The organism is Mesorhizobium sp. M0195, assembly GCF_040322115.1.
GTDB lineage: Bacteria > Pseudomonadota > Alphaproteobacteria > Rhizobiales > Rhizobiaceae > Mesorhizobium.
Map to the genome: position 1 here is coordinate 208,463 of NZ_JAMYSV010000005.1, position 26,184 is coordinate 234,646.

The window sequence follows — 26,184 nt, forward strand, 5'->3', positions numbered from 1 at the left end:
AGATGACGACGCTTCGAAATTTGCCGTGATCGTCTAACAGTTTGAGATAAAAGGTGAAATGTCAGCGTTGCGGCAAAATCATGGCAACTGGAAAGCACTGCCACATTTTTAATCAGCAAGACCCCAGGCACGACGTCTAAAGTCGTGTGCAGGCATTCAGCAAGGTCAAACGCAAATATAACCGGTGGAGGCACTTGGAGCGCCCGCGCGTGCCCTGGGGAGCCCTGAGCGACGCTCCAAGTCCTTGAATCTAGGTCGGTATTCTAACGACCACCTCGGCATTGTCGCCGGCTTTTGGCTCGAAGGACGAAGATTTGGTCTTCGTGCCATTCACTTCAAGTGAGATGGCCCGGGCCTTTTTGTCGCGGACGACGCATACCTTGATCTCGGCGCCCAGCATCTTCAGGGTTGCCGAATAGCCGTCCCAATGGCTGGGAAGTCTCGGCGTGAACTGGAGGCGCTGTCCGCGGCGCTCTATGCCGAGAATGCTCTCGACCGCAGCACGATAAAGCCAGCCCGCCGACCCGGTATACCAGGTCCAGCCGCCTCGGCCGCCCTTGTCTTGCCCGGAATAAACATCGGCCGCGACGACATAAGGTTCCACGCGGTAGCGCTCTGCCGCGGCTTCATCGTGCGCATGGTTGACCGGATTTAGCATCGAAAGGCAGCGGTAGGCATCGTCGGTGCGACCCATCTCGGCGAGCGCAATAACGAACCATGTCGCGGCGTGCGTGTATTGGCCGCCGTTTTCACGGACCCCCGGCGGATAGCTCTTGATGTAGCCCGGGTCCTTTTCCGTCTTCGAGAAGGGCGGAGTGAACAGTTTGACGATCTTGAGCTCGTCGTCGACGAGCGCTTTCATCGCCTGCCCCATTGCCGTGGTCGACCGCGCCGGGTCGCCCTCGCCCGAAAGCACGCTCCAGGACTGGGCGATCGAGTCGATCTTGCACTCGTCCGACTTGCGCGAGCCGAGCGGCGTGCCGTCGTCGAAGCTGCCGCGCCGATACCACTCGCCATCCCACGCGGTGCTTTCCAGCGCCCGCTTCAGCAACTCGGCGTGCTTCGTCCAGGCTTGCACGCGCTTGGCATCGCGCTCTGCCTTGGCGACAGCGGCAAATTCGCCCAGCGTCTTCAGCAGGAACCAGCCCAGCCATACGCTCTCGCCCTTGCCGTGCTCGCCGACGCGGTTCATGCCGTCGTTCCAGTCGCCGCCGAGGATCAGCGGCAGCCCGGCCGGGCTGCTGCGCTTGACGGCAAGATCGAGCGCCCGCGCGCAGTGGTCGTAGAGCGAGGCTGTCTTTTTCGAGATTTCCGGGATGAAGAACGCATCGTGCTCGCCTTCGCTCAGCGCCTGCCCTTCGATGAAGGGCAGTTGCTCCTTCAGGATCGCGGTATCACCGGTCACCAGCAGGTAGCGCGCGGTAGCGTGGGCCAGCCAGACCACGTCGTCAGAGATCATGGTGCGGACGCCGGCCTCGGTGCGCGGCAGCCACCAATGCTGTACGTCGCCTTCGGGGAATTGCCGCCGCGCCGCGTTGAGGATGTGATCGCGCGCCAGCTTGGGGTTATGCGCCAGCAAGGCCAAGGTGTCCTGCAACTGATCGCGGAAGCCGAAGGCACCGCTCGCCTGATAGAACGCAGAGCGGGCACGGATGCGGCAGGCCAGGCTCTGATAGGGCAGCCAGTGATTGACCATGGCGTCGAGGGCTTTGTCCGGCGTCTCGACCTGGATGGTGTCGAGAAAACCGCGCCATGTGCGCTCGTTGTCGGCCAGCCGCTGATCGAAATCCCTGGAGCGATGGGTCTGCACCAGCGCGCTGGCCTCGTCGGGCGAGGCCGCGTCGCCGAGCAGCCAGAGCAGCGTGACATCGCCACCGGCAGCAATGTCGATGTCGCGTGCGATGGCCGCGCAGGGATCGTCGCCGGCCTCTACGCGGCCCGACAGGTCGGCGCCGCTCAGCACCGCATGCGGAAACTCGCTCGTGCCTTGCCTGCCGATGAATTCGCCGCGGTCGGCGGTGACGGAATGCACCGCACCGTCGGCGGCCAGAAAGGCGATTCGCTCGCCGAAATCGAGTCCATAGGGATTTTGCGCCAGCAATGCGCCGGTTGCGGCATCCCTCGACGGAACGATGCTTGCAGCGGTGCGCGAGCGATGGCCGCCAAGAACCCATTCCGCATAGGCGTAGACGCGCAGCCGCATCGGCACCGAACCCGAATTCTGGATGCGCAGCCGCGATATCTTCACCGGATCAACGGGATCGACGACATGGGTCAGGTCCATAGTCAGCGGCCCGCGTTGTGAGCGGAACGTCGAAAAACCCTGCCCGTGCCAGGTTTCGTAGGTCATTGTCGGGTCACGCACCACGGCAGCCATTGGCGAGAACGCCCTGCCACTGGCATGATCGTAGATATAGATGCCCTCGCCCGGCCGGTTGGTGACCGGATCGTTCGACCATGGCGTCAACTGATAGTCGCGGCTGTTGCGGCTCCAGGTGAAGGCAGCGCCTTCAGCCGAAATGTGGAACCCGAACGATGGGTTGGAGATCACGTTGATCCACGGCTGCGGCGTCGTGCGCCGGCCGGCAAGACGCACGACGTAGTGGCGTCCGTCGCCGTCGAAGCCGCCGAAACCGTTCCATTGGTCGAGCCCGCTGCCGTCGACGCGGCCCTCGATCAGTGCCTGGGCGGCAGATGCTTGCGACGTCGGCACCGGCAAGGACGGCTCGCGAAGCGCTGCAAGGTCTGCCGGCTGGAGGGCGGCGTCCCGCGCCTGCAGTGCCGCAGCCTCGGCGCGCTCGATCTGGTCGAAGATGGTGCCGTTGCGCGTATGCAGCACCACCCGAGCGACGGCGAGCAAGGTCCTGTAGGTCGTTTCCTCCATCAGATCGCGTCGCACCGCGAAGATGTGCTGGCGGGGTCCGAGTTCCTTGCCGCGCAACCGGCTGTTTTCGCACAGCGTCTCCACCGCGCGCTGCAGGTCCTGCACGTAGGATGACGCCTGCTCGTTGACGACGACAAAATCGATCATCATGCCGCGGGCGCGCATGTATTCCTGGAAGCGAAGCGCCTGGGCGACGATCTCCAGATCGGCGACATCGGCGATCCTGACCAGGAAAATCGGAAAATCGCCGGATATGCTGGTCGGCCACAGGCTGGACTGCCTGCCGAGCCCGGAGACGATGGATTCGCCGGGAAGGCGCAGGAACGGGTCGGGATAGATCAGATAGCGCGCCAGCTTCTGCACATTGGCGGCGTCCGACAGACTGAGGCCAAGGTGCCGGGTCTGCACCTGCGAGCGCGTCCAGGCGAGCATCGCCTGGCGGGCGAAGCTTTCGGGATGGTCGAGCCGGGCGATGGCGGCATCCAATTCGGCGCGATGGGTACCGACGACGGTCCAGAAGGTCAGCGAAATCTTCTTGTTGGCCGGCACGCGCACCTGCCGGCGAAGCGAGGCGATCGGATCCAGGGTGAAGCCGGAATGGCCGCCAAGCTTGGCGCCGGGATCAAAGGCAGCCGCCTCGGTGATAGTGCGGCCACGGCCGATGAAGGCGCGCCTGTCGGTTTCCGCCTCGGCGTCGCGCGCCGATCCAGACGGGTCGGTGACGAAGTGCACCATGGTGACGTCGGGTTCATCCTTTTCGCGCTTGCGCCTGGTGGCGAAGATCGCGCCGTTGTTCGGCGCGATCTCGGTTTCCACGAACATCTTCGAAAAAGCCGGATGGGCATTATCGGAGGGCTCGGAGCCCAGCACCAGTTCGGCAAACGAGGTTACTTCGATATGCCGGTCGGCGGGGCCATCATTGTGGAGCGTCACCCGTCGGCCCTCACCATTGCCTTCCGAGATGACGATGCACTCGACTTCCGAACGCAGCGATCCAACCGATTTGACGAAGCTCGCCTTGTCGTCAGAAAACAGCGTCTGCGCCCGCTCGCCGGCGGCGCGCTTCGGCTCGGCGGTGGCCGACCACCAGTCGCCGTTGCTGGCGTCGCGCAGGAAAATATAGGAACCAAGGCGGTCCTCGGTCGGATCCGGCTGCCAGCGCGTGACGGCAAGGTCGCCCCAGCGGCTGTAGCCGGAGCCGGTGGCGGTGACCATGACCGAGTAGCGGCCATTGGACATGACACTGGTCGAGCGCAGCGCCCTGAGCGGATCGAGCACGATGCGGGTGTCCGGGCTTTCCAGCTCGGTCTCGTCCTTCGAGCGCTCGTCGGCCTCGGTTCTGACGGTCGCAGTCGGGATGTCGCGCGGCGCCCTTTCCTGCAGCAGCAATTCGGCCGACTCGATCACCGGATCGCTGTGGAAGCGATCGCGCAGGCGCCCTTCGAAGATCGCATCGGCAACTGCGGCAATCGACATGCCGGAGTGGTGGGCCATGTAGTTGAGCACGACGGCGTGGTCGGTGCCCTCGGGGACGCGTTGCGGCGTGAAATCCACCGCGTCGTAAAAGCCGTGCCGGCCCAGCGCGCCCAGCCGCCTCAGCCTGGCCAGGTTCTGCACGGATTCATGCGGCGTGAACTGCGCTGCCAGCACGGTCGCGTAAGGCGCGATTACCGTATTTTGGCCAAGGCCGCGCTTCAGGCCGAGCCCGGGCACGCCGAAATTGGTGTACTGATAGGTCAGTTCACGGTCGCGGGCGTTGTAGGCCGCTTCCGAAATCCCCCAGGGAACGTTCTTCGAACGGCCATACTGGATCTGGCGCTTGATGATGAGCTTGCTGGTCTGGTTGAGAATGCTGCCTTGCGGTTCCTTCATCACCAGGGGCGGCATCAGATATTCGAACATCGAGCCGGACCAGGACATCAGTGCGCCCTGGAAGCCGATCTCGACGATCGGCCGGCCGAGCCGGAACCAGTGCTCGGTCGGCAAATCGCCCTTGGCGATGGCGAACAGGCTGGTCAGCCGCGCCTCGGAGGCCAAAAGATCGTAGCAGCTTTCGTCGAGCTGATGCTCCTCGACCCGGTAACCGATCGACAGGAGCTTGCGTTCGGGCCGCATCAGGAACGAGAAATCCATCTCGAAGGCGAAACGGCGCGTGCGCTCGCGCAACGTCAGAAGCTTGGCCCGCAATGCCGCGACGGCGTTTTCGTCGCTGTGCGCGTCGTGCACATGCGCCTCGCAGGTGGCTTCGAGCCTGGCCGCCCAATCGGCGATGGTGTCGCTCTGGGTCGACGCGGCCTCGGTGTGGATGGCTGTCGCGAGCTTGCGTATCTCGCCGGCCAGGACGGCCAGGTTGATGGTACGGATCGACGCCATCTCCGGCTGCGCCTTGATCAATTCGACCGCCCGCCGCATGCCATCGAGACGGTCGGCGAGCCGCTGGCGCAAGGGCCGCAATTGACGCCGGTCGTCGGGCAGTTCCTCAAGGCTTTCGTCGAGGATGGTGACAGTATCGAGGATGCCTTCGAAGTCGCCCTGCACATGCACCGACGGCGCTTCGGCCCATTCGGCGCAGGCTGCGGCCACAGCCACCAGATGGCCGGCGAGATTGCCGCTGTCGACTGCAGAAATGTAAAGCGGATAGAGCGGCTTCAACGTCGTGGTGTCGTACCAGTTGAAGAGATGACCGCGATCGCGCGGCATGCTCTCGATGGTCGACATGGTCGCGTCGATGCGGTTGACGGCGTCGGAGAGGCTGATCCAGCCGAAGTCGCGTGCCGAAATCACCGACAGCAGGTAGACGCCGATATTGGTCGGCGAGGTGCGGGGCGCCACCACGGGGGCCGGGCTTTCCTGGAAATTATCCGGCGGCAGATGGTGATGCTCGGCCGTCACGAAGGTCTCGAAATAGTGCCATGTACGCCGCGCCACGGTGCGCAGCGCGTGGATGTCGGCGGCCGATATGCGCAGGCGGTCCTCGGTTTCGGCCGAACGGCTGATCCAGCAGGCGATGGCGGGCGAGCCGATCCAGAACAAGGCAAAGAAGAAGGCGACGAAGGCGCCGGTGGAATCGGCCAGCACCGGGACGGCGAGGCCGACGACGCCGATGATCACGGCGCCGTACATGATGCTGTAGTAGGAGCCGAGATCGTTGTCGCCGCCCTTGTGTGCCTGCGAGGCGGTGCGCCATTCGAGCAGGTTCTGGCGGCTGACGAACAGGCGGTAAAGCGTGCGGATGATCGCGTCGCCCATCATCCAGGCAAGGTGCGCCATCAGGACGATCTTCAGCGCCACCAGGGCGGTACCGAAGGCAACGTCGCGCGCCAGTGCCGAGAAATGGCCGCGCGGCGTCTGATCGCCGCTCTTCGGCAGGATGGCGTTGACGATGTCGAAAGTGGGCGCCATGAACAGCGTGAGGATCAGCAGCGCCTGCCATTGCGCGGCCTGCGTGAAGGGCAGCAGCGTCCAGCCGGCGATCGCGGCCATCACCCAGAAGATCGGCGTCACCGAGCGGCGCAGATTGTCCACCATCTTCCAGCGCGACAGCGCCGGCACGTTTGAACGCGGGCCGAGGATGAAGCCCAGAAGCTGCCAGTCGCCGCGTGCCCAGCGATGGTGGCGCGACGCATCGACCGAATAGCGGGTCGGATAGTCTTCGACCAGTTCGACGTCGGTGACCAAGGCCGAGCGCGCCAGGGCGCCTTCGAGCAGATCGTGGCTGAGGATGGTGTTTTCCTCGATGCGGCCCTTCAGCGCCGCCTCGAAGGCGTCGACATGGTAAAGACCCTTGCCGGTGAAGGAACCGTCGCCGAAGATGTCCTGGTAGAGGTCCGACACCGCAAAGACGTATGGATCGAGCCCGCGATTGGCGGAAAAGACACGCTGAAAGAACGATGCCTCGTCGCCGCTGGTCAGCGACGCGGTGATGCGCGGCTGCAGGATGGAATAACCTGCAGTAACCTCGCGCCGTGCGACATCGAAATGCGGACGGTTGAGCGGGTGGCAAAGCTTGCCGGCCAGCGCAGCGACGGCGTCGCGGGTGGTGCGGGTGTCGGCGTCCAGCGTCATCACGTGGACGACGCTCTCCGGCAATGGCACTTCCAACGGCAGGAAGGTGGTGTCGCTGTCGCCGCGCAGCAGAAGGTTCAATTCGTGCAGCTTGCCGCGCTTGCGCTCCCAGCCCATCCAGACGCCTTGCGATGCGTTGTAGAGCCGGCGCCGATGCAGCAGATAAAAGCGCGGCGCGCCTTCCGAGGGATAGCGGGCGTTCAGCCTGGCGATTTCGGCGCGGGCGAATTCGAGGATTTCGACATCCGCCGTATCGATCTCGGTCTTCGAGTCCGGCCAGTCGGAAAGCAGCGCGAAATAGACCTCACCCGCCGTGTTGGCGAGGTGATGCACCTCGATGTTGCGGATGTTCTCCTCGACATCGTCGCGCGAGCCGATCAGCGACGGCACTACCACCAGCGTGCGCGCCTCGGGTGGCACACCGTGCCTGAAATCATAGCCGACGAGACGTGTCGGTTTCAAAAACAGCGAGACGACGGTGTTGAAGAATGCGAGCGCGCCTTCGCTGGCCGGCACCGCGAACAGGGCCAGCATCAGGACGATCGACGGCACCGACAGGCCGAGATTGGCAAGCGCATTGCCGGAAACGACCAGAAGCAGGACCGTCAGCGCAAACACCGGCACGACGATGCCCAGCCATCCGGTCTTGCGGAACGTCCGGTTCAGCGTCTTGCCGATGGTCGGCCGGTAGCCGATCGACCGCTCGAGGTCCTGCCGGCGCGGGCCGACCAGAAAGAAGCCGACGTCGGTGTGAGCGATCGGGCCGCTTTCGGAGCCCGGTGCATCGGCAGCATGGCCGGCGAGCTCGATCGCCCTTTCGGCAACGCGAAATTCGGAGAGATCGGAACGGCGCGCCAACTCCTCGATCGCAGTCCGGTATTGGTCGCGCGAAAAGAAATCGAGCGCGGCGAAATCGGTGCGTTCGCGTAGCAAGGTGTCGATGCGGCTGACGCCCTCGAACCACACCGTCCAGTCGACGTCGTTGATCAGGCGCAGGCCGCGGATGATGTTGCCGGTGGTCACGTTGCCGCTGGACAGCGTGTGGTGCTCGCTGAGGATGATCTCCTCGGCGTCGGAGCCGGTCCTTTCCAGCTCGCCCTCCAGCCATTCCAGCGCCCTGCCGGCATTTTGCGAGCCGTCACGCAGCCGGTAGAGCAACTGGGTGGCGAAGGTGGTGTCCTGCGCATGGGCGCTGTAGTGGGAAAGTATCGCCTGCCGGTCGGCGCTGTCGTCCGTCGCCAGCACACGGTCGGCGACCTCGTTGGCGATCTGGCGCAGTTCCCGCGTGCGATTGACGCGGACCGCGATGCGGCGAAGGTTCTCGATCAGGACGAAGCGCAGCAGCGACGGCAGCGCCCATAATTCGCCAATCTTCAGCGGCTCGACGGACTGGAAGCCTTCGACGATCGCCTTGAACATGGCCGACGAGACGGAACTGTCGGAATGCGCGACATAGGTCCACGCGACCGCCAGGGCGCGCGGCACGCTGGATCCATCCGACAGTTTCAGCGTCGGCAACTGGCGGTAGAAGCGGCGCGGCAGGTCGCGCTTGACCTGAAAAATGGTCTCCTCGACCAGGTAGTTGTTGTCGAGCAGCCACTGCGCCGCGGGCGTGATCGTTTCGCCCCTCGCCTGGGCAGCGTTGGTGGAACGGTAGACATCGAGAATCTTCCTGGCGCTGTCGCGGATGCGCGCCTGAAAATCGAAAGGCGTCAGACCGAACAAATCCTTGGCATCGCCATTGGCAAGGGCTGCGCCCAACGCTCGGAGCCGATCTTCCGGCAGGAAATGGGAGCGTATCGGCTCGTCGGTGACAGCCGGGAAGCTGGCGCTCGTCTTTTCGATCTGTGCGAGATTGGTCTGGATATTCATCTAAGGTTCCGTGTTGGGGACGCAGTGCGGCGTCACCGCCACGGCAATGTCCCTAAAACCGGTCCAAATGCAATTGGTTGCATCGCAACACTTGGCCGAAAGTTTGTTTCCGCACCACGACAAGATGCCGTCTCTCGACAACTTCCAGGCGAGCACTATGAGCATCGTTTCGGCTTCTGATCGGCGGAAGATTCAGGCTTTTTCGTGATGCAGCCACCAGCTTACGCGATATTTGGCCGGCGTCACGATCATGTTTGGAAACAGACGTTAATCGTTGCCGGCAGTGCGGTCGATGCGGATCACGAACAGCATCGCCGGCCGGACCGCATCCAGGCGCAGTTCCGGCGCTTGCGCCCCGAGCAACAGCGCGTCGAGCGGCCCAAGTTGCATGGGCGCCGCGCCCGCCACGCTGAGTTCGCCGTCGACGCACAGAATAAATGTTTCATCGGCTTCGGCCTGGATCTCCGTCGGAGCCGAAATCAGCAGGCGCTCGACCGTGTGGGTCGCCCGGGCGCGGCGGGTCATGACGTTGAGGTCGATGATCGGGCCGGCGATCAGCGTGGCTTGCGTCGGCACGTCGCCCGGAAAGGCAAGCGGGCCGGAAGCCTTGGTGATTTCGACCGGCGGCCGGCCGGCTATATCGAGGACCATGCCCTCGCCTTCCAGCAACGCCAAGGTCCGGTCGACGCCGGCAAATCCGGAAAATGGGCCGCTGCTCTCGACGCGCGCCATCGAGACGCGCCAGTCGAAATCGTCGAGCCCGGCACCTGGCGGCGAGACGGCAATCTCCGTCGTCATCCCGCCGCCGTTCTTCCACGGCATCGAGCGGTATTCGGCTGCCCGAAGGATGTGCAAGGCGCGGCTCAGCCCAAAATGCCGGGCAGGTTGAGCTGGTTCTCCCGGGCGCACTCTATCGCGATCTCATAGCCGGCATCGGCGTGGCGCATGACGCCGGTCGCCGGATCGTTCCACAGAACCCGCTCCAGGCGCTTGGCCGCCTCGGGCGTGCCGTCGGCGACGATGACCATGCCGGCATGCTGCGAAAAGCCCATGCCGACGCCGCCGCCATGGTGCAGCGACACCCAGGTGGCGCCGGACGCGGTGTTGAGCAAGGCATTGAGCAACGGCCAGTCGGAAACGGCATCGGAGCCGTCCTTCATCGCCTCCGTCTCGCGGTTCGGCGAGGCGACCGAGCCGGAATCGAGGTGATCGCGGCCGATGACCACCGGCGCTTTCAGTTCGCCCCTGGCGACCATCTTGTTGAAGGCGAGGCCGAGCCGGTGGCGATCGCCAAGCCCAACCCAGCAGATGCGCGCCGGCAGGCCCTGGAAGGCGATGCGCTCACGCGCCATGTCGAGCCAGTTGTGCAGATGGGTGTTGCCGGGGGTCAGCTCGCGCACCTTGGCGTCGGTCTTGTAGATATCCTCGGGATCGCCGGAAAGCGCTGCCCAGCGGAACGGGCCGATGCCGCGGCAAAACAGCGGACGGATGTAAGCCGGCACGAAACCCGGGAAGGCAAAAGCATTCTCGAACCCCTCCTCCTTCGCCACCTGGCGGATGTTGTTGCCGTAGTCGAGCGTCGGCACGCCGGCGTTCCAGAACGCCACCATCGCCTCGACATGCTCGCGCATCGACGCGCGGGCAGCTTTTTCGACGGCCTTCGGGTCGGAGGTGCGTTTCTCGCGCCACTCGGCCAGCGACCAGCCCTTGGGCAGATAGCCGTTGAGCGGGTCATGCGCCGAGGTCTGGTCGGTGACGATGTCGGGGCGCACGCCGCGCCGCACCAGTTCCGGCAGGATGTCGGCGGCGTTGCCGACCAGGCCAACCGATTTCGCCTCACCGGCTTTGGTCCAGCGCTCGATCTTTTCCAGAGCCTCGTCAAGCGTGTCGGCGCGCTCATCGACATAGCGGGTGCGCAGCCGGAAATCGATGCGACCGGGATCGCATTCGACGGCCAGGCAGCAGGCGCCGGCCATCACCGCGGCGAGCGGCTGGGCACCGCCCATGCCGCCGAGGCCGCCGGTCAGGATCCATTTGCCCCTGAGATTGCCGCCATAATGCTGGCGGCCGGCCTCGACGAAGGTCTCGTAGGTGCCCTGCACGATGCCTTGCGTGCCGATGTAGATCCACGAGCCGGCCGTCATCTGGCCGTACATCATCAGGCCCTTTCTATCGAGCTCGTTGAATTTCTCCCATGTCGCCCAGTGCGGCACGAGATTCGAGTTGGCGATCAGCACACGCGGGGCGTCAGGATGAGTGCGGAACACGCCGACCGGCTTGCCCGATTGCACCAACAACGTCTCGTCGTCGCCAAGCGTCTTCAGCGAGGCAACGATGCGGTCGAAATCGTTCCAGGTGCGCGCCGCCCGGCCGATGCCGCCATAGACGACCAGTTCGTTGGGGTTTTCGGCGACGTCTGGGTCGAGATTGTTCATCAGCATGCGCAACGGCGCTTCCGTCAGCCAGGTGCGGGCGTTGAGCTCGCTGCCGCGCGGGCTGCGCACTTCACGGATGTTGTGGCGAGGATCGGTCATGATTGTCCCTTTCGAGTGAGGTGCACCGCGCGTCAGCGTTCGGCCCAGGCGATCGCGGTCTCCAGGATCTTCTTCAGCGTGACGCGGGTCGGCGCCGCGAATTCGGCCTCGTAAGGCACCGGCCAGTTAGCCGGTTCGCCCTTGCCTTCGGGCTCGCGCATATAGCCGCGGTTGGAGAGTTCCATCTGCAGCGCGTGGACGCCGGCTTGCGGCTGGCCGAAATGGCGCGTGATCCAGCCGCCCTTGAAGCGGCCGTTGACGACGTAGCTCTTGCCGGTTTCGGCGAGGATCTGGCCAACTGTCGCTTGCAGCGTCGGATCGGCGCTCTTGCCGTCATTGGTGCCGAGATTGAAGACCGGCAATTTGCCTTCGAAAAGGCGCGGCAGCACCGAGCGGATCGAATGGCAGTCATAGACGACGATTTTTCCGTGCAAAGCGCGCAGCCTGTCGATCTCGGCCTGCAGAGCCGCATGATAGGGTACGAAGAACTTCTCGCGGCGTTCGTCGATCTCAGACGGTTCCGGCTCTCCGCCCTTGAGGTAGAGCTGATCGCCGTCAAAGGTCTCTGTCGGGCAGAGCCCGGTCGTCGTCTGGCCGGGATAGAGCGAAACGCCGGACGGATCGCGGTTGACGTCGATAACGGTGCGCGAAATCGCCGTATGCACGACCGTCGCGCCGAGGCTCTCGGCGAAGTCATAAAGCTTGTCGATCCACCAGTCGGCGTCACGGCGGCCGAGCCAGGGCGAGACCAGCCGGCTGTCGAGGCCGGCGAGATCGATGCCGGTATGCGGGATCGAAACCAGCAAGGGTGCTGTGCCTTGGGTGACGGTGAGCCAGGAGGGTGAGGTCATCGGAAGTCTCCGCGCGAAGGAGCGCGACTTTGCAATCGTCCTTGAACACCGACTTCGGTTTTTATCGCTCGCAACGCATTTTGTTCTTGCTTTGTGCCGGCAGCTATGCTAGTAAATTCGGTATGGTGCTGATTCGGCCCGACGACCCGCCTTTGAGGCGGGTTTTTTGTTTCTGGATTTGAAAGTTTCGGTGTTGCCGGGCTGAGGTTGGCGGGACAGCGCCCCCCTCTGTCCTGCCGGACATCTCCCCCTCTAGTGGGGAGATTGGCAGCTTCGGCGCCTCGCTCAGTCCTGCAACGCTGGAGATTGGCGAAAGCCGAGACGACAGCCAATCTCCCCCCTGGAGGGGGAGATGTCCGGCAGGACAGAGGGGGGCGCGACAGAACGCGGCCTGTGATGGTGAACCGTCTCACGACGTCACCCCCGGCAGCTTTACCGCGCTTGCCGCTTCGACCGCCGCGCCGCTGCGTATCATGGCGATGGCCTTCTCCATGTCGGGGTGGAAGTGCCGGTCGTTGTCGAGATGGGGCACCTCTGCCCTGACCAGCCGGCGCACCGCCTCCAGTGCCGCGCTCGAGGCCAGCGGTGCGTGGAAATCGCAGCCTTGCGCGGCGGCCAGCAATTCGATGCCGATGACGGCCGTCGCATTCTCGACCATGCCGATGAGGCGGCGCGCGCCATGCGCCGCCATCGAGACATGGTCTTCCTGGTTGGCCGAGGTCGGGATCGAATCGACGCTGGCCGGATAGGCCTTTTGCTTGTTTTCAGAAACCAGTGCTGCCGCCGTGACCTGAGGGATCATGAAACCGGAATTCAGACCCGGCTTCGGCGTGAGAAAGGCCGGCATGCCCGACAGCGCCGGATCGACCAGCATGGCGATGCGCCGCTCCGACAGCGAGCCGATCTCGCAGACGGCGAGTGCGATCATGTCGGCGGCGAAGGCGACCGGCTCGGCATGGAAATTGCCGCCCGAAAGTGCGGAGTCGTCCTCGGCAAAGATCAACGGATTGTCGGTGACGCCGTTGGCCTCGGTGCCGAGCGTCTCGGCGGCCTTGCGGAGCACGTCGAGCGCTGCGCCCATCACCTGCGGCTGGCAGCGCAGGCAATACGGATCCTGCACGCGCTCGTCGCCGACGCGGTGCGATTCACGGATAGCGCTGCCGGCCATCAAATTGCGCAACGCCTCGGCCGTCTCGATCTGGCCGCGATGTTTCCTGAGCAGATGGATGCGTGGATCAAACGGAGCGTCGGAGCCCTTGGCGGCATCGGTCGACAGCGCGCCGGCGACCAGTGCCGACTGGTAGAGCACTTCCGCCTCGAACAAAGCGGCAAGCGCATAGGCGGTCGAAAACTGGGTGCCGTTGAGCAGTGCCAGGCCTTCCTTGGCGCCCAGTGTCACCGGCTCCAGGCCGTGCGAAACGAAGGCGACCTTGGCGGGAAAGCGGCCGTGCGGGGTAAAGCACTCGCCGACGCCGATCATCACGGCGGTCATGTGCGACAGCGGCGCAAGGTCGCCGGAAGCGCCGACCGAGCCTTGCGCCGGCACCACGGGGATAACGTCGTTGGCCAGTATCGCCTCGAGCAGTTCGATCGTCCGCGGCCGCACGCCGGAGGCGCCCTGTGCCAGGCTGGCCAGCTTCAGCGCCATCATCAGCCGGCAGATTGCGACGGGCATCGGCTCGCCGACGCCGGCAGCATGGGACAGCACGATGTTTCGCTGCAACGTTTCCAGATCGGCGGCGGGGATGCGGACGCTGGCCAGCTTGCCGAAGCCGGTATTGATGCCATAGACCGGCTCGCCCTTGGCAACGATCCTGGCGACGGCCTCGGCGCTGGCCTTGATCTTCGGCCGGCAGGCATCGTCGAGCCTCAGTGCGGCGCCGCGATAGATGGCGCGCCAATCGGCCAGCGTGGCATTGCCCGGCCTTAGCTTGAGTTCGGTCATTGTCCCCTCCAGATGCGGGCATGCAGCGGGTTGAAGCCCATGCGGTAGACGAGTTCGGCCGGGCGCTCGACGTTCCAGATCGCCAGATCGGCGGATTTTCCGGCCTCCAGCGTGCCGGTCTGTCCAAGCAGCCCGAGCGCGCGGGCAGCCTCGCGGGTAACGCCGGCAAGGCATTCATCGACGGTCAGGCCGAACAACGTCGCGGCCATGTTCATGGTCAGCAGCAGCGAGGTCAGCGGCGACGTGCCAGGATTGTTGTCGGTGGCAACGGCCATCCTGACGCCATGCTGGCGAAACAAGGCGATCGGCGGCTTCTTGGTCTCGCGGATGAAGTAGTAGGCGCCGGGCAGGATGGTCGCCACGGTTCCGGCCTTCGCCATCGCCGCCGCACCGGCCTCGTCGGTGTATTCGAGGTGGTCGGCCGATAGCGCACCATAGCGCGCCGCAAGTTCGGCGCCGTGCAGATTGGACAGCTGGTCCGCATGGAGCTTGACCGGCAGGCCCGCCGCCTTTGCGGCATCGAACACGCGGGCGATCTGCTCCGGCCAAAAGGCAATGCCTTCGCAAAAACCGTCGACGGCATCGGCCAGGCCCTCGGCAGCGACGGCCGGCAAAATCTCGTTGGCAACAAGATCGATAAAGGCGTCCTTGTCGCCTTTTGCTTCGGGCGGCAGTGCATGAGCGCCGAGGAAAGTGGTCCTGACCGTCACCGGCCGCTCACCGCCCAGCCGTCGTGCGGCGCGCAGCGACTTCTTCTCGTTTTCGAGGTCGAGACCGTAGCCGGATTTGATCTCGACGGTGGTGACGCCTTCGGCGATCAGCGCATCGAGGCGCGGCAGCGACTGGGCGACCAGCTCGTCCTCGCCGGCGGCGCGCAGTGCCTTGACCGAGGAAACGATGCCGCCGCCGGCCTTGGCAACCTCCTCATAGCTGGCGCCGGCCAGCCGCATCTCGAATTCATTGGCACGGTTGCCGGCGTGAACCAGATGGGTGTGGCAGTCGATCAGGCCGGGCGTAATCCAGCGGCCTTCGCAGTCGGCCGCCTCGGCGTCTTTGCCAAGTGCTCTGGGGCGGAGCGCTGCCGGCATGTCGGCTTCCGGCCCGGCATAGACGATCCGGCCATTGCGCACGGCGATTGCACCGTGCTCGACAACGCCTGACCCGGGGCTGCTTTCGGCCATGGTCGCGAGGCGCGCATTGCGCCAGAGGCGAACCTCCCCTGCCCGGCTTTTGCTCTCTGCAGCCATCATCTTTTCCGTTTCAATAGGTGACGATTATGTATATACATATGAAAAGGCACTGCAAGCGCTATCATCGCACGGCAGACCGGGATTTGGAGAAAAACGTGACGGCAATCTTTGCGGAACAGGCGCTTCTGCCCGACGGCTGGCACAGCAATGTGCGGATCGTCATCTCCGACGGCAGGATCGCCACGGTCGAGGCGAATACCTCGCTCCTGCCCGGCGACGAGCGCCGTGCCATCCTTTTGTCCGGCATGCCGAACCTGCACAGCCATGCCTTCCAGCGCGGCATGGCCGGCCTTGCTGAATTGCGCGGCCCTTCCGCCGACAGTTTCTGGAGCTGGCGCGAGGTGATGTACCGTTTCGCGCTGTCGATGACGCCGGACCAGGTCGAGGCGGTTGCGGCCCAGCTCTATGTCGAGATGCTGGAGGCCGGGTTCTCGCGCGTCGGCGAGTTTCACTATCTCCACCACGACCGTGACGGCCGGCCCTATGCTGACATCGCCGAGATGGCGCAGCGCATTGTTGCCGCAGCGTCCGAGACAGGCATCGGGCTGACTTTGCTGCCCGTGTTCTACGCGCATTCCTCTTTCGGCGGCGCTGCGCCAAATGAAGGCCAGCGCCGGTTCATCAACGATGTGAACCAGTTCTCGCGGCTTGTTGAGAAATGCCGAGAATCCATTCGCGCGCTGAACCAAGGCGTCGTCGGCGTCGCCCCGCACAGCCTGCGTGCCGTGACACCGGAGGAACTGGAAGACATCACGGTGATGGCGCCGGAGGGGCCTATCCACATCCACATCGCCGAGCAGATGAAGGAGGTCGAGGACTGCCTTGCCTGGTCCGGGGCGCGACCGGTCGAATGGCTGCTTGCCAACGCCAAGGTCGACCGGCGCTGGTGTCTCATCCACGCCACCCACATGACCGACACCGAGACGACCGATTTGGCGAAAAGCGGCGCCGTTGCCGGCCTCTGCCCGATCACCGAGGCCAATCTCGGCGACGGCACCTTTGCCGCGTCCTTGTTCATGCAGCATGGCGGCCGCTTTGGCATCGGCTCGGATTCAAACGTCCTGATCGGCCTGCCTGACGAGTTGCGGCAGCTCGAATATTCGCAGCGCCTCGCCCACCGCGCCCGCAACGTGCTGGCCGTCGCCGGCGGCTCGACCGGCCGTGCTTTGTTCGACGCAGCGCTCGATGGTGGCAGTGCCGCGCTGGGCGCCGGCCCCTCGCAGATCGCAGCAGGTGCCCCGGCCGATTTCGTCTCGCTTGACGGCAAGCATCCATCGCTGGCCGGCAAGACGGGCGATGCAATCCTTGACGCCTGGATTTTTGCCAACGGCACCAAGATCGATTGCGTCTGGGTGCATGGCAGGAAACTGGTCAGCGGCGGTATGCATGCCAGGCGCGATGCTATCGCCGAGCGGTTCCGCCAGGTGATGACGGCGCTTTCGGCATGAGCATGATCGCGACAACAAGCGCGGATTCTGGAAGCGCGGACGGCGGCGAGGTTCTTTCGCTGCACCAGCGCATCCTGTCGGACATCAGCGAACGGATCCTGTCGGGTGCCTGGGCGCCCGGCCACCGCATTCCGTTCGAGCATGAACTGACGGCCGAATACAATTGTTCGCGCATGACAGTGAACAAGGCGCTGTCGCAACTGGCCAAGGCCGGGCTGATCGAGCGCCGGCGTCGTTCGGGCAGCTTTGTCCGCCGGCCGCAATCGCAGGCGGCCGTTCTCGAAATCCACGACATCCGGATCGAGGTCGAGGCACTTGGCCTACCCTACCGCTATGAGCGCATGGCGCGAAGCAGAAGGCGCAGCAGCGCCGACGACCGCGCCCTGTTGGAACTCGACGTCGCCGGGCCGGTGCTGGCGCTGGAATGCCTGCATTTCGCCGGCAAGCGGCCGTTTGCCCACGAGCAGCGGCTGATCAACCTGGCTGCCGTGCCGGAAGCCGCCGAAGAGGCGTTTTTCGAGACCGCGCCCGGTCCGTGGCTGATCGGGCGCGTGCCGTGGAGTGCCGCCGAGCATCGCATCCGCGCGGTCGCCGCCGAAAAGCACATCGCGGCGGCGCTCGACATCGACACCGGCGCGCCGTGCCTGGTGATCGAGCGGCGGACATGGAGCGCCGAGCACCCCGTCACCCATGTCCGCTTCACCTATGCGGCAGAGAACCACACTCTCGTGGCAAGGTTCACGCCGTCGCAGGGGTGAGCTCCTAACCCTCCCCCTTGAGGGGAGGGTCGCGGAGCAAATTGCCGCGCGGCGGCATTTTGTGACGCGGGGTGGGGTCGGAGCAACCTCGCCGACCCCACCCCGTCTCGCAGTCTCCGCTTCGCTTCGACTACTCGCCGACCCTCCCCTCGAGGGGGAGGGTTAGAGCCGCATTCTCAAATCGCCGCGGTAACAATGATCTCGACCAGATATTCCGGTCCGGCAAGTTTGGCTTCGCCGGTGGCGCGGGCCGGCGTGCTGCCCTGTGGTACCCACTTGTCCCACTCCGCGTTCATCTCGGCGAAGGTGCTCATGTCGGCCAGCCAGATGATCGCCTGCAGGATCTTGGTCTTGTCGGTGCCGGCCTTGGCCAGCAATTCGTCGATCGCCGCCAGAATGTCCCTGGTCTGGGCGCCGACATTTCCGCCCGGCTTGCCGACCTGACCGGCCAGATAGACGGTGTTGCCGTGGATGACGATCTGGCTCATGCGTGGGCCTACATCGATGCGACGAATGCTCATTGGATATTCCTTCTCCTCTTGTCAGCTGCGCCTGTTTAGGGGCCGGGTTCGCCGGGAGCAAGGCCGCTCGAGCGGAACTTCTTGAGCCAAGCCAAAGCACACAACATGACGGCCCGGCCGCAATTCCGCCCGATTGGCTTGTTGACTAATGTAATAACATCACATATCGAATCCGCCCCTGCACCACCGATCGTCGCCCCATGGATCGTCACATGAGCCAAACCTGCCTGACCTTCCGCGACCTGACGCTGGGCTACAACAGCCACCCAGCGATCCACCACCTCGATGGTACGATCCGCAAGGGGTCGTTGACGGCGGTCGTCGGCGCCAACGGCTCCGGCAAGTCGACGCTGATGAAGGGCATTGTCGGCGTCCTGAAGCCGATGGCCGGTGCGGTGATCCGGGCGCCCGGTGTACGCGCCGCCTATCTGCCGCAGCAATCAGAGCTCGACCGTTCCTTTCCGGCCCGTGTCGTCGACCTGGTTTCACTTGGCCTATGGCCGCGGCGCGGCATGCTCGGCCGTTATACAAGGGAAGATCGCGACTCGGTCAGCGAGGCGCTGATGGCCGTCGGCCTCGGCGGTTTCGAGAAGCGCCCGATCGACACGTTGTCGGGCGGCCAGCTGCAGCGCACGCTGTTTGCCCGCGTGCTGTTGCAGGATGCCGAGCTCATCCTGCTCGACGAGCCGTTCAACGCCGTCGATGCCAAGACGGTCGGTGACCTGATCGCGCTGATCAAGCGCTGGCACGGCGAGGAGCGCACGATCATGGTTGTGGTCCACGATCTCGATCTGGTGCGGCAGAATTTCCCCGAAACACTGCTGCTGGCGCGCCAGCCGATCGCCTGGGGAGAGACTAAGGAGACGCTGCGGCCGGAGAATTTGTTGCGTGCGCGCCGTTTCCACGAAGCCTGGGAGGATAACGCGCCATGGTGTGAGCCCGGCGAGCATGATCACCAGCACAGTGGCCACGGGCATGACCATGACCATCATCACGGCCCGGGGCCGAGGGCGGCGTGATGGACGTGCTCTACGGTCTGTTCGTCGCTCCGTTCGCCGACTACGCCTTCATGCAGCGGGCGCTCGCCGGTTCAATGATGCTGTCGCTCGGCGCCTGCCCGGTCGGCGTGTTCCTGATGCTGCGGCGCATGAGCCTGTCCGGCGACGCCATGGCGCATGCCATCCTGCCGGGTGCTGCCGCCGGCTTCCTGTTCTATGGCCTGGAAATCCTGCCGATGACTATCGGCGGACTGATCGCCGGCATCATCGTGGCGCTCGGCGCCGGCGCCGTCTCGCGCTTCACCATCCAGCGCGAGGATGCCTCGATGGCGGCCTTCTATCTGATTTCGCTGGCCATCGGCGTGCTTATGGTGTCGATCCGCGGTTCCAGCGTCGATCTCATGCATGTGCTGTTCGGCACCGTATTGGCGCTCAACAACGAGGCGCTGACGCTGATCGGCGGCATCGTCGTGGTGACGCTGGCCAGCCTCGCCATCTTCTGGCGGGCGCTGGTCGCCGAATGCCTCGACCCTTTGTTCCTGCGCTCGGTCAGCCGGATGGGCAGCCCGGTGCATTTCATCTTTCTCGGCCTCGTCGTGCTCAATCTCGTGGGTGGTTTCCAGGCGCTCGGCACCTTGCTGTCGGTCGGGCTGATGATGCTGCCGGCGGCGGCGGCCCGCTTCTGGACGTCGCGCGTCGAGCCGATGTGCGTGTTGGCCACAGTGATCGGCTTTGCCTCCTGCATTGCCGGGCTGCTGTTGTCCTACCATGCGTCACTGCCCTCCGGCCCGGCCATCATCCTGTCCGCCGGCGTCGTCTATTTCGCCTCGATCCTGTTCGGCACGCGCGGCATCCTGCGCGCCCGCATCGTCCATCACCGCCACAGAACTGCCTGATCCCAACAAGGAGAAACTGTCCATGCTGAAATCGATCCGCACCGCGTTGGCCGTGAGCGTTATAACATTAACCGCCCTTGGCGCTTCGTCGGCCTTTGCTGAGCCGTTGAAAGTGGTCGCCAGCTTCACCATCATCGCCGATTTCGCCAAGAATGTCGGCGGCGACCGCATCGATCTGACCACCATCGTCGGGCCGGACGGCGACGCCCACGTCTACGAGCCGAGCCCTGCCGATGCGGTGGCCATGGCCAAGGCCGACATCGTGCTGGTCAACGGCCTGCATTTCGAAGGTTTTCTGCAGCGCCTGGTCGACGCCAGCGCTACCAAGGCTTCGATTGCCGTGCTGACCAAGGGGGTCACGCCGATCAATTTCAAACCCGAATTCGCCGAGGCCGACGCCGCCGAAGGCGCGGAAACCGATGGCGGCAAGACGGTCACCGATCCGCACGCCTTCCAGTCGATCGCCAACGCCAAGATCTATGTGAAGAACATCGCCGACGCCTTTTGCACGGCCGACGCTGCGGGTTGCGACAGCTACAAGGCCAATGCAGCCGCCTATACGCAAAAGCTCGATGCGCTCGAGGGCGAAGTGCAGGCGGCGATCCAGTCGATCCCGCAAGAGAAGCGCGTCGTCATCACCTCGCATGATGCCTTCGGCTATTTCGAGAAGGCCTATGGCTTGACCTTCCTGGCCCCGGAAGGCGTGTCGACCGAGTCGGAGCCTTCCGCCGCCGACGTGGCCAAGCTGGTCAGCCAGGTGAAGCAGGACAAGGCGGCGGCGATCTTCGTCGAGAACATCACCAATCCGCGGCTGATCGAGCAGATCGCCAGCGAGACCGGCATCAAGGTGGGCGGCACGCTCTATTCCGATGCGCTGTCGCAGTCCGACGGCCCGGCCGCGACCTATATCGACCTGATGCACAACAACATCGCCCAGATCAAAGGCGCGATCCTCGGCAGCTGAGCGATCGACCTCGTTCATCCAGCCGGGCTGGCGTATGGCGCATCCAAGCACACGCGGCGCCGTCCGGCTGGATTTCCGGCATCGAAATCTCTATCTGCGCGGATGGATTTCTTTTCGCGCGGATTGCCGACCGGGTCAGGGAGTGGCAAGACTGCCGCTAACCAGATTGCGAGGACACCGCCATGGAATACCGACAGATCAGCGAGGACTATTCGGTCTCGGGCCAGATCCAGCCCGAGGACGTCGCGACCATCAAGGCCGCCGGCTTCAAAAGCGTGATCTGCAACCGGCCGGACGATGAGCAGCTCGGCCAGCCATCGGCCGACACCGTCAAGGCGGCGGTCGAGGGCGCCGGGCTCGCCTTCCGCTACATCCCCGTCATCAGCGGCCAGATCACGGCAGAGAATGTCGAGGACCAGGCCGAGGCGCTTGAGGAACTTGAAGGCCCGGTCTTCGCTTACTGCCGTTCCGGCGCCCGCTGCACCAATCTTTATGGGCTGATCCAGCAGTCGAAGGGGTGACATTCGCCCTCAGATCGGTAGCGCGCCGGTTTCCTTTAGCGTCTCCAGCACGATCGCCGTCTTCACGTGCTGCACGGATTCGTGCGGCAGCAGCACGCTGTTGACGAATTCCGACAGCGACTTCAGGTTGGGCGTCACCACTTTCAATATATAGTCCATCTCGCCCGTCAGCGCGTGCGCTTCCTGCACCTGCGGCAGCCGCGCCACCAATTCGCCGAAACGCCGCGCATTGTCGCGGTTGTGAGTGGCAAGCGTCACCGAGATGACGTTGACAAGGGAAAAGCCGAGCTTGTCGCGGTCGAGCACCGCCCGGTAGCCCTTGATATAGCCGTCCTCCTCCAGCCGCTGGCGACGGCGCGAGCATTGCGACGCCGACAGGTTCACCCGTTCCGAGAGGTCGTTGTTGGTCAGGCGTGCATCGCCCTGCAGCAGAGCCATTATCTTGCGGTCAAACTGGTCGATGCGCGCCTCATCCATGGGTTTCTCTCCATACATGCACAATTCACGCATTACCTGATCATTTCAAGCGTTTGAATGCAAGCACCATGCACTGCGTCCTTGCTATCATTAGGTTGAGATGGCCTTTCCAGGCCAAACAGTTTTGGAGGACACTGCCATGGGTCCCTTCCCGCACGACGCACCGCCCGCCAAGATCAGCAAGACCAATCCCGCCGGCACCGACGGCTTCGAATTCGTCGAATTCGCGCATGCCGAGCCAGAAAAGCTCGCCGAACTGTTCACCCGTATGGGCTATGTGCCGGTGGCCAAGCATCGCAGCAAGAACATCACCGTCTGGCGGCAGGGCGACATCAATTATGTCGTCAATGCCGAGCCCGGCTCGCATGCCATGAAATTCGTCGACAAGCACGGCCCTTGCGCCGCCTCGATGGCCTGGCGGGTGGTCGATGCAAGGCATGCCTTCGATCACGCGGTGGCCAAGGGCGCGACGCCCTATGAAGGCAACGACAAGACGCTCGACGTGCCGGCGATCGTCGGTATCGGCGGATCGCTGCTCTATTTCATCGAAACTTACGGCGAGAAGGGCTCGGCTTACGACGCCGAGTTCGACTGGCTGGGCGAGCGCGACCCCAGGCCGGAAGGCGTCGGCTTCTATTATCTCGACCACCTGACCCACAATGTCTATCGCGGCCAGATGGACAAATGGTGGGATTTCTATCGCGACCTGTTCGGCTTCAAGCAGATCCACTTCTTCGACATCGACGGCAAGATCACCGGGCTGGTCAGCCGCGCCATCACCTCGCCCTGCGGCAAGATCCGCATTCCGCTGAACGAGTCCAAGGACGAGACCAGCCAGATCGCCGAATATCTGAAGAAGTATAATGGCGAGGGCATCCAGCACATCGCCGTCGGCACCGACGACATCTACGGCGCCACCGACAGGCTGGCTGCCAACGGCCTGAAGTTCATGCCGGGCCCGCCGGAGACCTATTACGACATGTCCTCTGCCCGCGTGAACGGCCATGAAGAGCCGATTGAACGTATGAAAAAGCACGGCATCCTGATCGATGGCGAGGGCGTCGTCGACGGCGGCACGACCAAGATCCTGCTGCAGATCTTTTCGAAAACCGTGATCGGGCCGATCTTCTTCGAATTCATCCAGAGGAAGGGCGACGAAGGCTTTGGCGAGGGCAATTTCCGCGCTTTGTTCGAATCGATCGAGCAGGACCAGATCAAGCGCGGCGTGCTGAAGGTGCAGGCGGCGGAGTAGGCTAACCGGCCGGACTTGCGATTCGGTCAGTAGTAGCTCAGACTTTGGCCATGAACATTGCTATCGCAGAGGCCAAGGCAAGACTGTCGGAACTCGTCAGCCGCGCGGAAGCTGGCGAAGAGATTGTGATTACCCGTCGCGGCAAGGTTGCGGCTCGCCTCGTGCCGCTAGCCGTGCCCGAGTCCCTGCCTCGTGTCGGCGCCATGAAGGGCAAAATCAGGATTGCCGACGATTTTGACGAACTCGGTCCCGAATGGGACGGGTATGCCAAATGACGCTGTCACAGGCAAACGTCTATTTGGCGAGGCCGGCGGCTTTGCGCAGAATCTCGTTGATGCGGCTCTGCCAGCCGGGGCCGCCGGCACGAAAGTGGGCGACTACGTCACTGTCGAGACGGAGTGTTACCTGCTTCTTCGGATTATCGAGAGCCGGCCGGCCGCGCGAACGGCGAATGCTTTCGGCAAGCTCAGGGAATGCTTCGGCGAAAGGACGAGCGTTTCGAAAATCCTCCTCTGTCCATTCCGGATTCTCCGAAACGGCTTCCCAGTCCTCTTTGCTGTAGCCGCGACCAGCTTCGAACTCGGTGCGCACCTTACGCTTTGCCATTGAACAATCTCCTTTCCGCGGGACTTGCCGGGCGCATCGAAATTTTCGAGATGGCGTCCCAAACGATCTTCATCAGAATTTATGTACCTACAATAATTAAGTCAATAATTTTCGTAACTACAACTAATTGCGACCTTCGAGCACCAACCTCTCGACCTCGGCTTTCCTGAGTTTCAGATCATAATCGAGGAAAAACTCGTCGAGTTGCGGCGGTTTCACCGAGGTGCCCGACAGCATCGCGTGCACTTGGCCGCGATGATGGATGTCGTGGATGAAGAGATGGGCGAGCAGGTCGCCGATCCGTTCCGGTATCATGCCGTCCTCGCGCCGATCGGTGACGACGCGGCGCTCGAGATCGTCCGCCGACAGGCGGTCGCAAAAGGCGATCAGCCGCCGGTCGGCCTCCGTCCGCTTGCCAAAGAGCGCGTCCGCTTCGTCGAAGAGCAAGAACTCATCGTAGGCCGCGGCGCCGACGCCGCCCTCTTCGAGAAAATCGAGATAGAGGTGATCGACCGCCAGGATGTGGTTCAGCGTTGCCTTGATCGACGGAAAGAAGCTCGTCCGTTCGGCTTCGAATTCGCCGGGCTCAAGCTGCAGCACGGCGCGGTAGAGCCGGTCGTTCGACCAGAGATTGTTGGCTGCCATGCGCCGAAAATGGTTCAGCAGGTCCATGTTACACACCAGCCCAGGCAATCAAATTCACAGCGATACCGATAGCACCTATGGCTAGCAGACGAGCGATCATACCGCGGCGCAGCGCTTGCGTTTCAACATCGCTCGCAACATCCCGATTCATAACGACGTTAGCAAACTTCGGCCGATGCGCCACGCTACTGAAGTTACGAAGTCCTTCAGATCGATCCTCGACCTGACGGCAGACCCGGATGGCCGAAATCAAAAGCCAGGCAGCAGCGATGCCAGAAATTCCCACAATCCAAAGGTAAGTAGCGGTGTAAGGCATCTTGGGGTCCACCAGCGTTAGGAACGATTGAGCTAGATCACGCCGGTGACCGGACCAAAGACAAGCCTGCCCACATTAGCAGGAATCCAGCCAAAACAATCAGCAGCAGCCCGATCATGCGCCGCCGCATGGCTTGCGTTTCCTGGTCCAGCGCGACATTCGTGTTGGTGACGGTGTGAAACATCATCGCCTTGCGCGGAAAGCCGCTGCGGTTGGTCAGGCCGGGCGAGCGCGCCTCGATGCGATAGCTCAGGCGGATCGCCAGGATGAAGATCGCCAGCATGACAAGGGCCCAGACACCGCACAGCAGATAGAATGTCTCGCCCGTCATTCTCTTGCCCCCTCGTACTTCTCGACCTTCTGCTCGATGGCGCCGAAGATCGAATGCCCGCCCCGGTCCTTCATCTCGATACGCACGGTGTCGCCAAAGCGCAGGAACGGCGTTTTCGGTTCGCCGGTTTCGATGGTCTCGATCATACGCAGCTCGGCGACGCAGGAATAGCCGGCGCCGCCCACCGAGACAGGCTTGCCCGGCCCGCCGTCGAGCTTGTTGGAGACGGTGCCCGAACCGATAATAGCGCCGGCGGCCAGCGGCCGCGTTTTTGCGGCGTGAACAATCAGCGCCGGAAAGTCGAAGGTCATGTCGATGCCGGCGTTCGCCCGGCCGAACGGTTTGCCGTTGAGATCGACCAGCAGCGGCAGGCTGACCTTGCCGCCGTCCCAGGCATCGCCCAGCTCTTCCGGCGTTACCGCTACCGGCGAAAAGGCCGATGACGGCTTCGACTGGTAGAAGCCGAACCCCTTGGCAAGCTCAGGTCCGGTCAGGCCGCGCAGCGTCACATCGTTGACCAGCATGACCAAGCGGATCGCTGCCCGCGCCTCTTCGAGGCTTGCGCCCATCGGCACATCGTCAACTATGACCGCGACCTCTCCTTCCATGTCGATGCCAAGGGTCTCGTCGGTCATGCGGATTGGCTCCCGCGGTGCGAGGAAAGCGTCCGAGCCGCCTTGGTAGATCAGCGGATCGGTCCAGAAGCTTGCCGGCATCTCGGCGCCGCGCGCCTTCCGCACCAGCTCGACATGGTTCACATAGGCCGAGCCATCGGCCCATTGGTAGGCGCGCGGCAGCGGCGAATGGGCGTCATGCTCGTGAAAGCGGGCAAACGGCACCGCATTATTCTCCAGCGATTCAGCCATGGCAGCGAGATGCGGCGCGATCCGAAGCCAGTCGTCAAGCGCGGCCTGCAGCGTCCGCACCAGAAACGAAGCATCGGTAAACCGCGTCAGGTCGCGCGAGACGACGACAAGCTTTCCGTCGCGCGTCCCATCCTTCAATGTGGCAAGCTTCATGCGGTTTCCTCTCTGGCGCAGCTTTGGTGCT

At 63.7% G+C, this 26,184-nt stretch carries 21 protein-coding genes; 8 read left to right on the plus strand and 13 right to left on the minus strand.

The window, feature by feature from the left end:
• Positions 1-250 precede the first annotated feature (250 nt).
• The 6 genes from NKJ12_RS13915 to hutI all read right to left on the minus strand — a co-directional run bounded on the left by NKJ12_RS13915 (position 251) and on the right by hutI (position 15,398).
• Complete coding sequence (locus NKJ12_RS13915; protein WP_352703205.1) at positions 251-8,821, minus strand: glycoside hydrolase family 94 protein; 8,571 nt, start codon at positions 8,819-8,821, stop codon at positions 251-253.
• Positions 8,822-9,088: 267 nt separating this feature from the next.
• The gene (locus NKJ12_RS13920; RefSeq protein WP_352703207.1) at positions 9,089-9,676 is read right to left on the minus strand and encodes a HutD/Ves family protein; all 588 of its coding nucleotides are present in this window, start codon (positions 9,674-9,676) and stop codon (positions 9,089-9,091) included.
• Between the two features lie 8 nt (positions 9,677-9,684).
• A complete protein-coding gene (hutU, locus tag NKJ12_RS13925; protein WP_352703209.1) occupies positions 9,685-11,355 on the minus strand; it encodes a urocanate hydratase in 1,671 nt (556 codons plus the stop codon).
• 32 nt (positions 11,356-11,387) lie between these two features.
• A complete protein-coding gene (gene hutG / locus NKJ12_RS13930) occupies positions 11,388-12,206 on the minus strand; it encodes an N-formylglutamate deformylase (protein ID WP_352703211.1) in 819 nt (272 codons plus the stop codon).
• 409 nt (positions 12,207-12,615) lie between these two features.
• Complete coding sequence (gene hutH / locus NKJ12_RS13935) at positions 12,616-14,151, minus strand: histidine ammonia-lyase (RefSeq protein WP_352703213.1); 1,536 nt, start codon at positions 14,149-14,151, stop codon at positions 12,616-12,618.
• Positions 14,148-15,398, minus strand: a complete 1,251-nt coding sequence (hutI, locus tag NKJ12_RS13940; RefSeq protein ID WP_352703216.1) for an imidazolonepropionase — start codon at positions 15,396-15,398, stop codon at positions 14,148-14,150. The genes hutH and hutI overlap by 4 nt, the downstream gene beginning before the upstream one ends.
• A gap of 98 nt (positions 15,399-15,496) precedes the next feature.
• Between hutI and NKJ12_RS13945 the strand changes: the two genes are divergently transcribed.
• Positions 15,497-16,849 (plus strand): formimidoylglutamate deiminase, encoded by a 1,353-nt coding sequence (locus NKJ12_RS13945; protein WP_352703218.1) that lies wholly within the window; start codon positions 15,497-15,499, stop codon positions 16,847-16,849.
• Positions 16,846-17,607, plus strand: a complete 762-nt coding sequence (hutC, locus tag NKJ12_RS13950) for a histidine utilization transcriptional repressor HutC (RefSeq protein WP_352703221.1) — start codon at positions 16,846-16,848, stop codon at positions 17,605-17,607. The genes NKJ12_RS13945 and hutC overlap by 4 nt, the downstream gene beginning before the upstream one ends.
• A gap of 176 nt (positions 17,608-17,783) precedes the next feature.
• On the opposite strand, the gene NKJ12_RS13955 is transcribed toward hutC, so the two are convergent.
• Positions 17,784-18,128, minus strand: coding sequence for a RidA family protein (locus NKJ12_RS13955; protein WP_352703223.1), 345 nt, complete (start codon positions 18,126-18,128; stop codon positions 17,784-17,786).
• 212 nt (positions 18,129-18,340) lie between these two features.
• On the opposite strand from NKJ12_RS13955, the gene aztA reads away from it, so the two are divergent.
• The 4 genes from aztA (at position 18,341) to NKJ12_RS13975 (ending at position 21,507) form a co-directional block, all read left to right on the plus strand.
• Complete coding sequence (gene aztA, locus NKJ12_RS13960; protein WP_352703225.1) at positions 18,341-19,147, plus strand: zinc ABC transporter ATP-binding protein AztA; 807 nt, start codon at positions 18,341-18,343, stop codon at positions 19,145-19,147.
• Complete coding sequence (aztB, locus tag NKJ12_RS13965) at positions 19,147-20,022, plus strand: zinc ABC transporter permease AztB (protein WP_254817491.1); 876 nt, start codon at positions 19,147-19,149, stop codon at positions 20,020-20,022. The genes aztA and aztB overlap by 1 nt, the downstream gene beginning before the upstream one ends.
• Positions 20,023-20,044: 22 nt before the next feature.
• On the plus strand, positions 20,045-20,986 hold the full coding sequence (gene aztC, locus NKJ12_RS13970; protein WP_352703227.1) for a zinc ABC transporter substrate-binding protein AztC: 942 nt from the start codon (positions 20,045-20,047) through the stop codon (positions 20,984-20,986).
• A 182-nt stretch (positions 20,987-21,168) separates the two neighbouring features.
• The gene (locus NKJ12_RS13975) at positions 21,169-21,507 is read left to right on the plus strand and encodes a protein tyrosine phosphatase family protein (RefSeq protein ID WP_352703229.1); all 339 of its coding nucleotides are present in this window, start codon (positions 21,169-21,171) and stop codon (positions 21,505-21,507) included.
• Between the two features lie 9 nt (positions 21,508-21,516).
• On the opposite strand, the gene NKJ12_RS13980 is transcribed toward NKJ12_RS13975, so the two are convergent.
• Positions 21,517-21,984 (minus strand): Lrp/AsnC family transcriptional regulator, encoded by a 468-nt coding sequence (locus NKJ12_RS13980; protein WP_352703232.1) that lies wholly within the window; start codon positions 21,982-21,984, stop codon positions 21,517-21,519.
• A 139-nt stretch (positions 21,985-22,123) separates the two neighbouring features.
• Here NKJ12_RS13980 and hppD point away from each other — a divergent pair, with 139 nt between their 5' ends.
• Both hppD and NKJ12_RS13990 read left to right on the plus strand, forming a co-directional pair.
• Positions 22,124-23,236: a 4-hydroxyphenylpyruvate dioxygenase gene (hppD, locus tag NKJ12_RS13985; protein WP_352703234.1), complete on the plus strand. Its 1,113-nt coding sequence runs from the start codon at positions 22,124-22,126 to the stop codon at positions 23,234-23,236.
• Positions 23,237-23,286: 50 nt separating this feature from the next.
• The gene (locus NKJ12_RS13990; protein WP_352636607.1) at positions 23,287-23,511 is read left to right on the plus strand and encodes a type II toxin-antitoxin system Phd/YefM family antitoxin; all 225 of its coding nucleotides are present in this window, start codon (positions 23,287-23,289) and stop codon (positions 23,509-23,511) included.
• A gap of 19 nt (positions 23,512-23,530) precedes the next feature.
• On the opposite strand, the gene NKJ12_RS13995 is transcribed toward NKJ12_RS13990, so the two are convergent.
• The 5 genes from NKJ12_RS13995 to NKJ12_RS14015 form a co-directional block, all read right to left on the minus strand.
• A complete protein-coding gene (locus tag NKJ12_RS13995; protein ID WP_352703236.1) occupies positions 23,531-23,842 on the minus strand; it encodes a BrnA antitoxin family protein in 312 nt (103 codons plus the stop codon).
• 123 nt (positions 23,843-23,965) lie between these two features.
• Positions 23,966-24,514, minus strand: a complete 549-nt coding sequence (locus NKJ12_RS14000; RefSeq protein ID WP_352703239.1) for a DinB family protein — start codon at positions 24,512-24,514, stop codon at positions 23,966-23,968.
• Position 24,515: 1 nt separating this feature from the next.
• Positions 24,516-24,803, minus strand: a complete 288-nt coding sequence (locus NKJ12_RS14005; protein ID WP_352703241.1) for a hypothetical protein — start codon at positions 24,801-24,803, stop codon at positions 24,516-24,518.
• A gap of 37 nt (positions 24,804-24,840) precedes the next feature.
• Entirely contained in the window at positions 24,841-25,086 is a 246-nt protein-coding gene (locus NKJ12_RS14010; RefSeq protein ID WP_352703243.1) for a hypothetical protein, read from the minus strand.
• 44 nt (positions 25,087-25,130) lie between these two features.
• Entirely contained in the window at positions 25,131-26,153 is a 1,023-nt protein-coding gene (locus NKJ12_RS14015; protein WP_352703245.1) for a fumarylacetoacetate hydrolase family protein, read from the minus strand.
• Positions 26,154-26,184 lie beyond the last annotated feature (31 nt).

Bases quoted from the DNA above. Each gene is read 5' to 3' on its own strand.
- hppD (WP_352703234.1), top strand. From the start codon at position 22,124: ATGGGTCCCTTCCCGCACGACGCACCGCCCGCCAAGATCAGCAAGACC.
- aztB (WP_254817491.1), top strand. From the start codon at position 19,147: ATGGACGTGCTCTACGGTCTGTTCGTCGCTCCGTTCGCCGACTACGCC.
- NKJ12_RS13995 (WP_352703236.1), bottom strand. From the start codon at position 23,842: ATGGCAAAGCGTAAGGTGCGCACCGAGTTCGAAGCTGGTCGCGGCTAC.
- NKJ12_RS13980 (WP_352703232.1), bottom strand. From the start codon at position 21,984: ATGGATGAGGCGCGCATCGACCAGTTTGACCGCAAGATAATGGCTCTG.
- NKJ12_RS14010 (WP_352703243.1), bottom strand. From the start codon at position 25,086: ATGCTGGCGATCTTCATCCTGGCGATCCGCCTGAGCTATCGCATCGAG.
- hutH (WP_352703213.1), bottom strand. From the start codon at position 14,151: ATGACCGAACTCAAGCTAAGGCCGGGCAATGCCACGCTGGCCGATTGG.
- hutG (WP_352703211.1), bottom strand. From the start codon at position 12,206: ATGACCTCACCCTCCTGGCTCACCGTCACCCAAGGCACAGCACCCTTG.
- NKJ12_RS14015 (WP_352703245.1), bottom strand. From the start codon at position 26,153: ATGAAGCTTGCCACATTGAAGGATGGGACGCGCGACGGAAAGCTTGTC.
- aztA (WP_352703225.1), top strand. From the start codon at position 18,341: ATGAGCCAAACCTGCCTGACCTTCCGCGACCTGACGCTGGGCTACAAC.
- NKJ12_RS13990 (WP_352636607.1), top strand. From the start codon at position 23,287: ATGAACATTGCTATCGCAGAGGCCAAGGCAAGACTGTCGGAACTCGTC.
- NKJ12_RS13955 (WP_352703223.1), bottom strand. From the start codon at position 18,128: ATGAGCATTCGTCGCATCGATGTAGGCCCACGCATGAGCCAGATCGTC.
- hutU (WP_352703209.1), bottom strand. From the start codon at position 11,355: ATGACCGATCCTCGCCACAACATCCGTGAAGTGCGCAGCCCGCGCGGC.
- NKJ12_RS13915 (WP_352703205.1), bottom strand. From the start codon at position 8,821: ATGAATATCCAGACCAATCTCGCACAGATCGAAAAGACGAGCGCCAGC.
- NKJ12_RS14005 (WP_352703241.1), bottom strand. From the start codon at position 24,803: ATGCCTTACACCGCTACTTACCTTTGGATTGTGGGAATTTCTGGCATC.
- NKJ12_RS14000 (WP_352703239.1), bottom strand. From the start codon at position 24,514: ATGGACCTGCTGAACCATTTTCGGCGCATGGCAGCCAACAATCTCTGG.
- hutC (WP_352703221.1), top strand. From the start codon at position 16,846: ATGAGCATGATCGCGACAACAAGCGCGGATTCTGGAAGCGCGGACGGC.
- hutI (WP_352703216.1), bottom strand. From the start codon at position 15,398: ATGGCTGCAGAGAGCAAAAGCCGGGCAGGGGAGGTTCGCCTCTGGCGC.
- aztC (WP_352703227.1), top strand. From the start codon at position 20,045: ATGCTGAAATCGATCCGCACCGCGTTGGCCGTGAGCGTTATAACATTA.
- NKJ12_RS13975 (WP_352703229.1), top strand. From the start codon at position 21,169: ATGGAATACCGACAGATCAGCGAGGACTATTCGGTCTCGGGCCAGATC.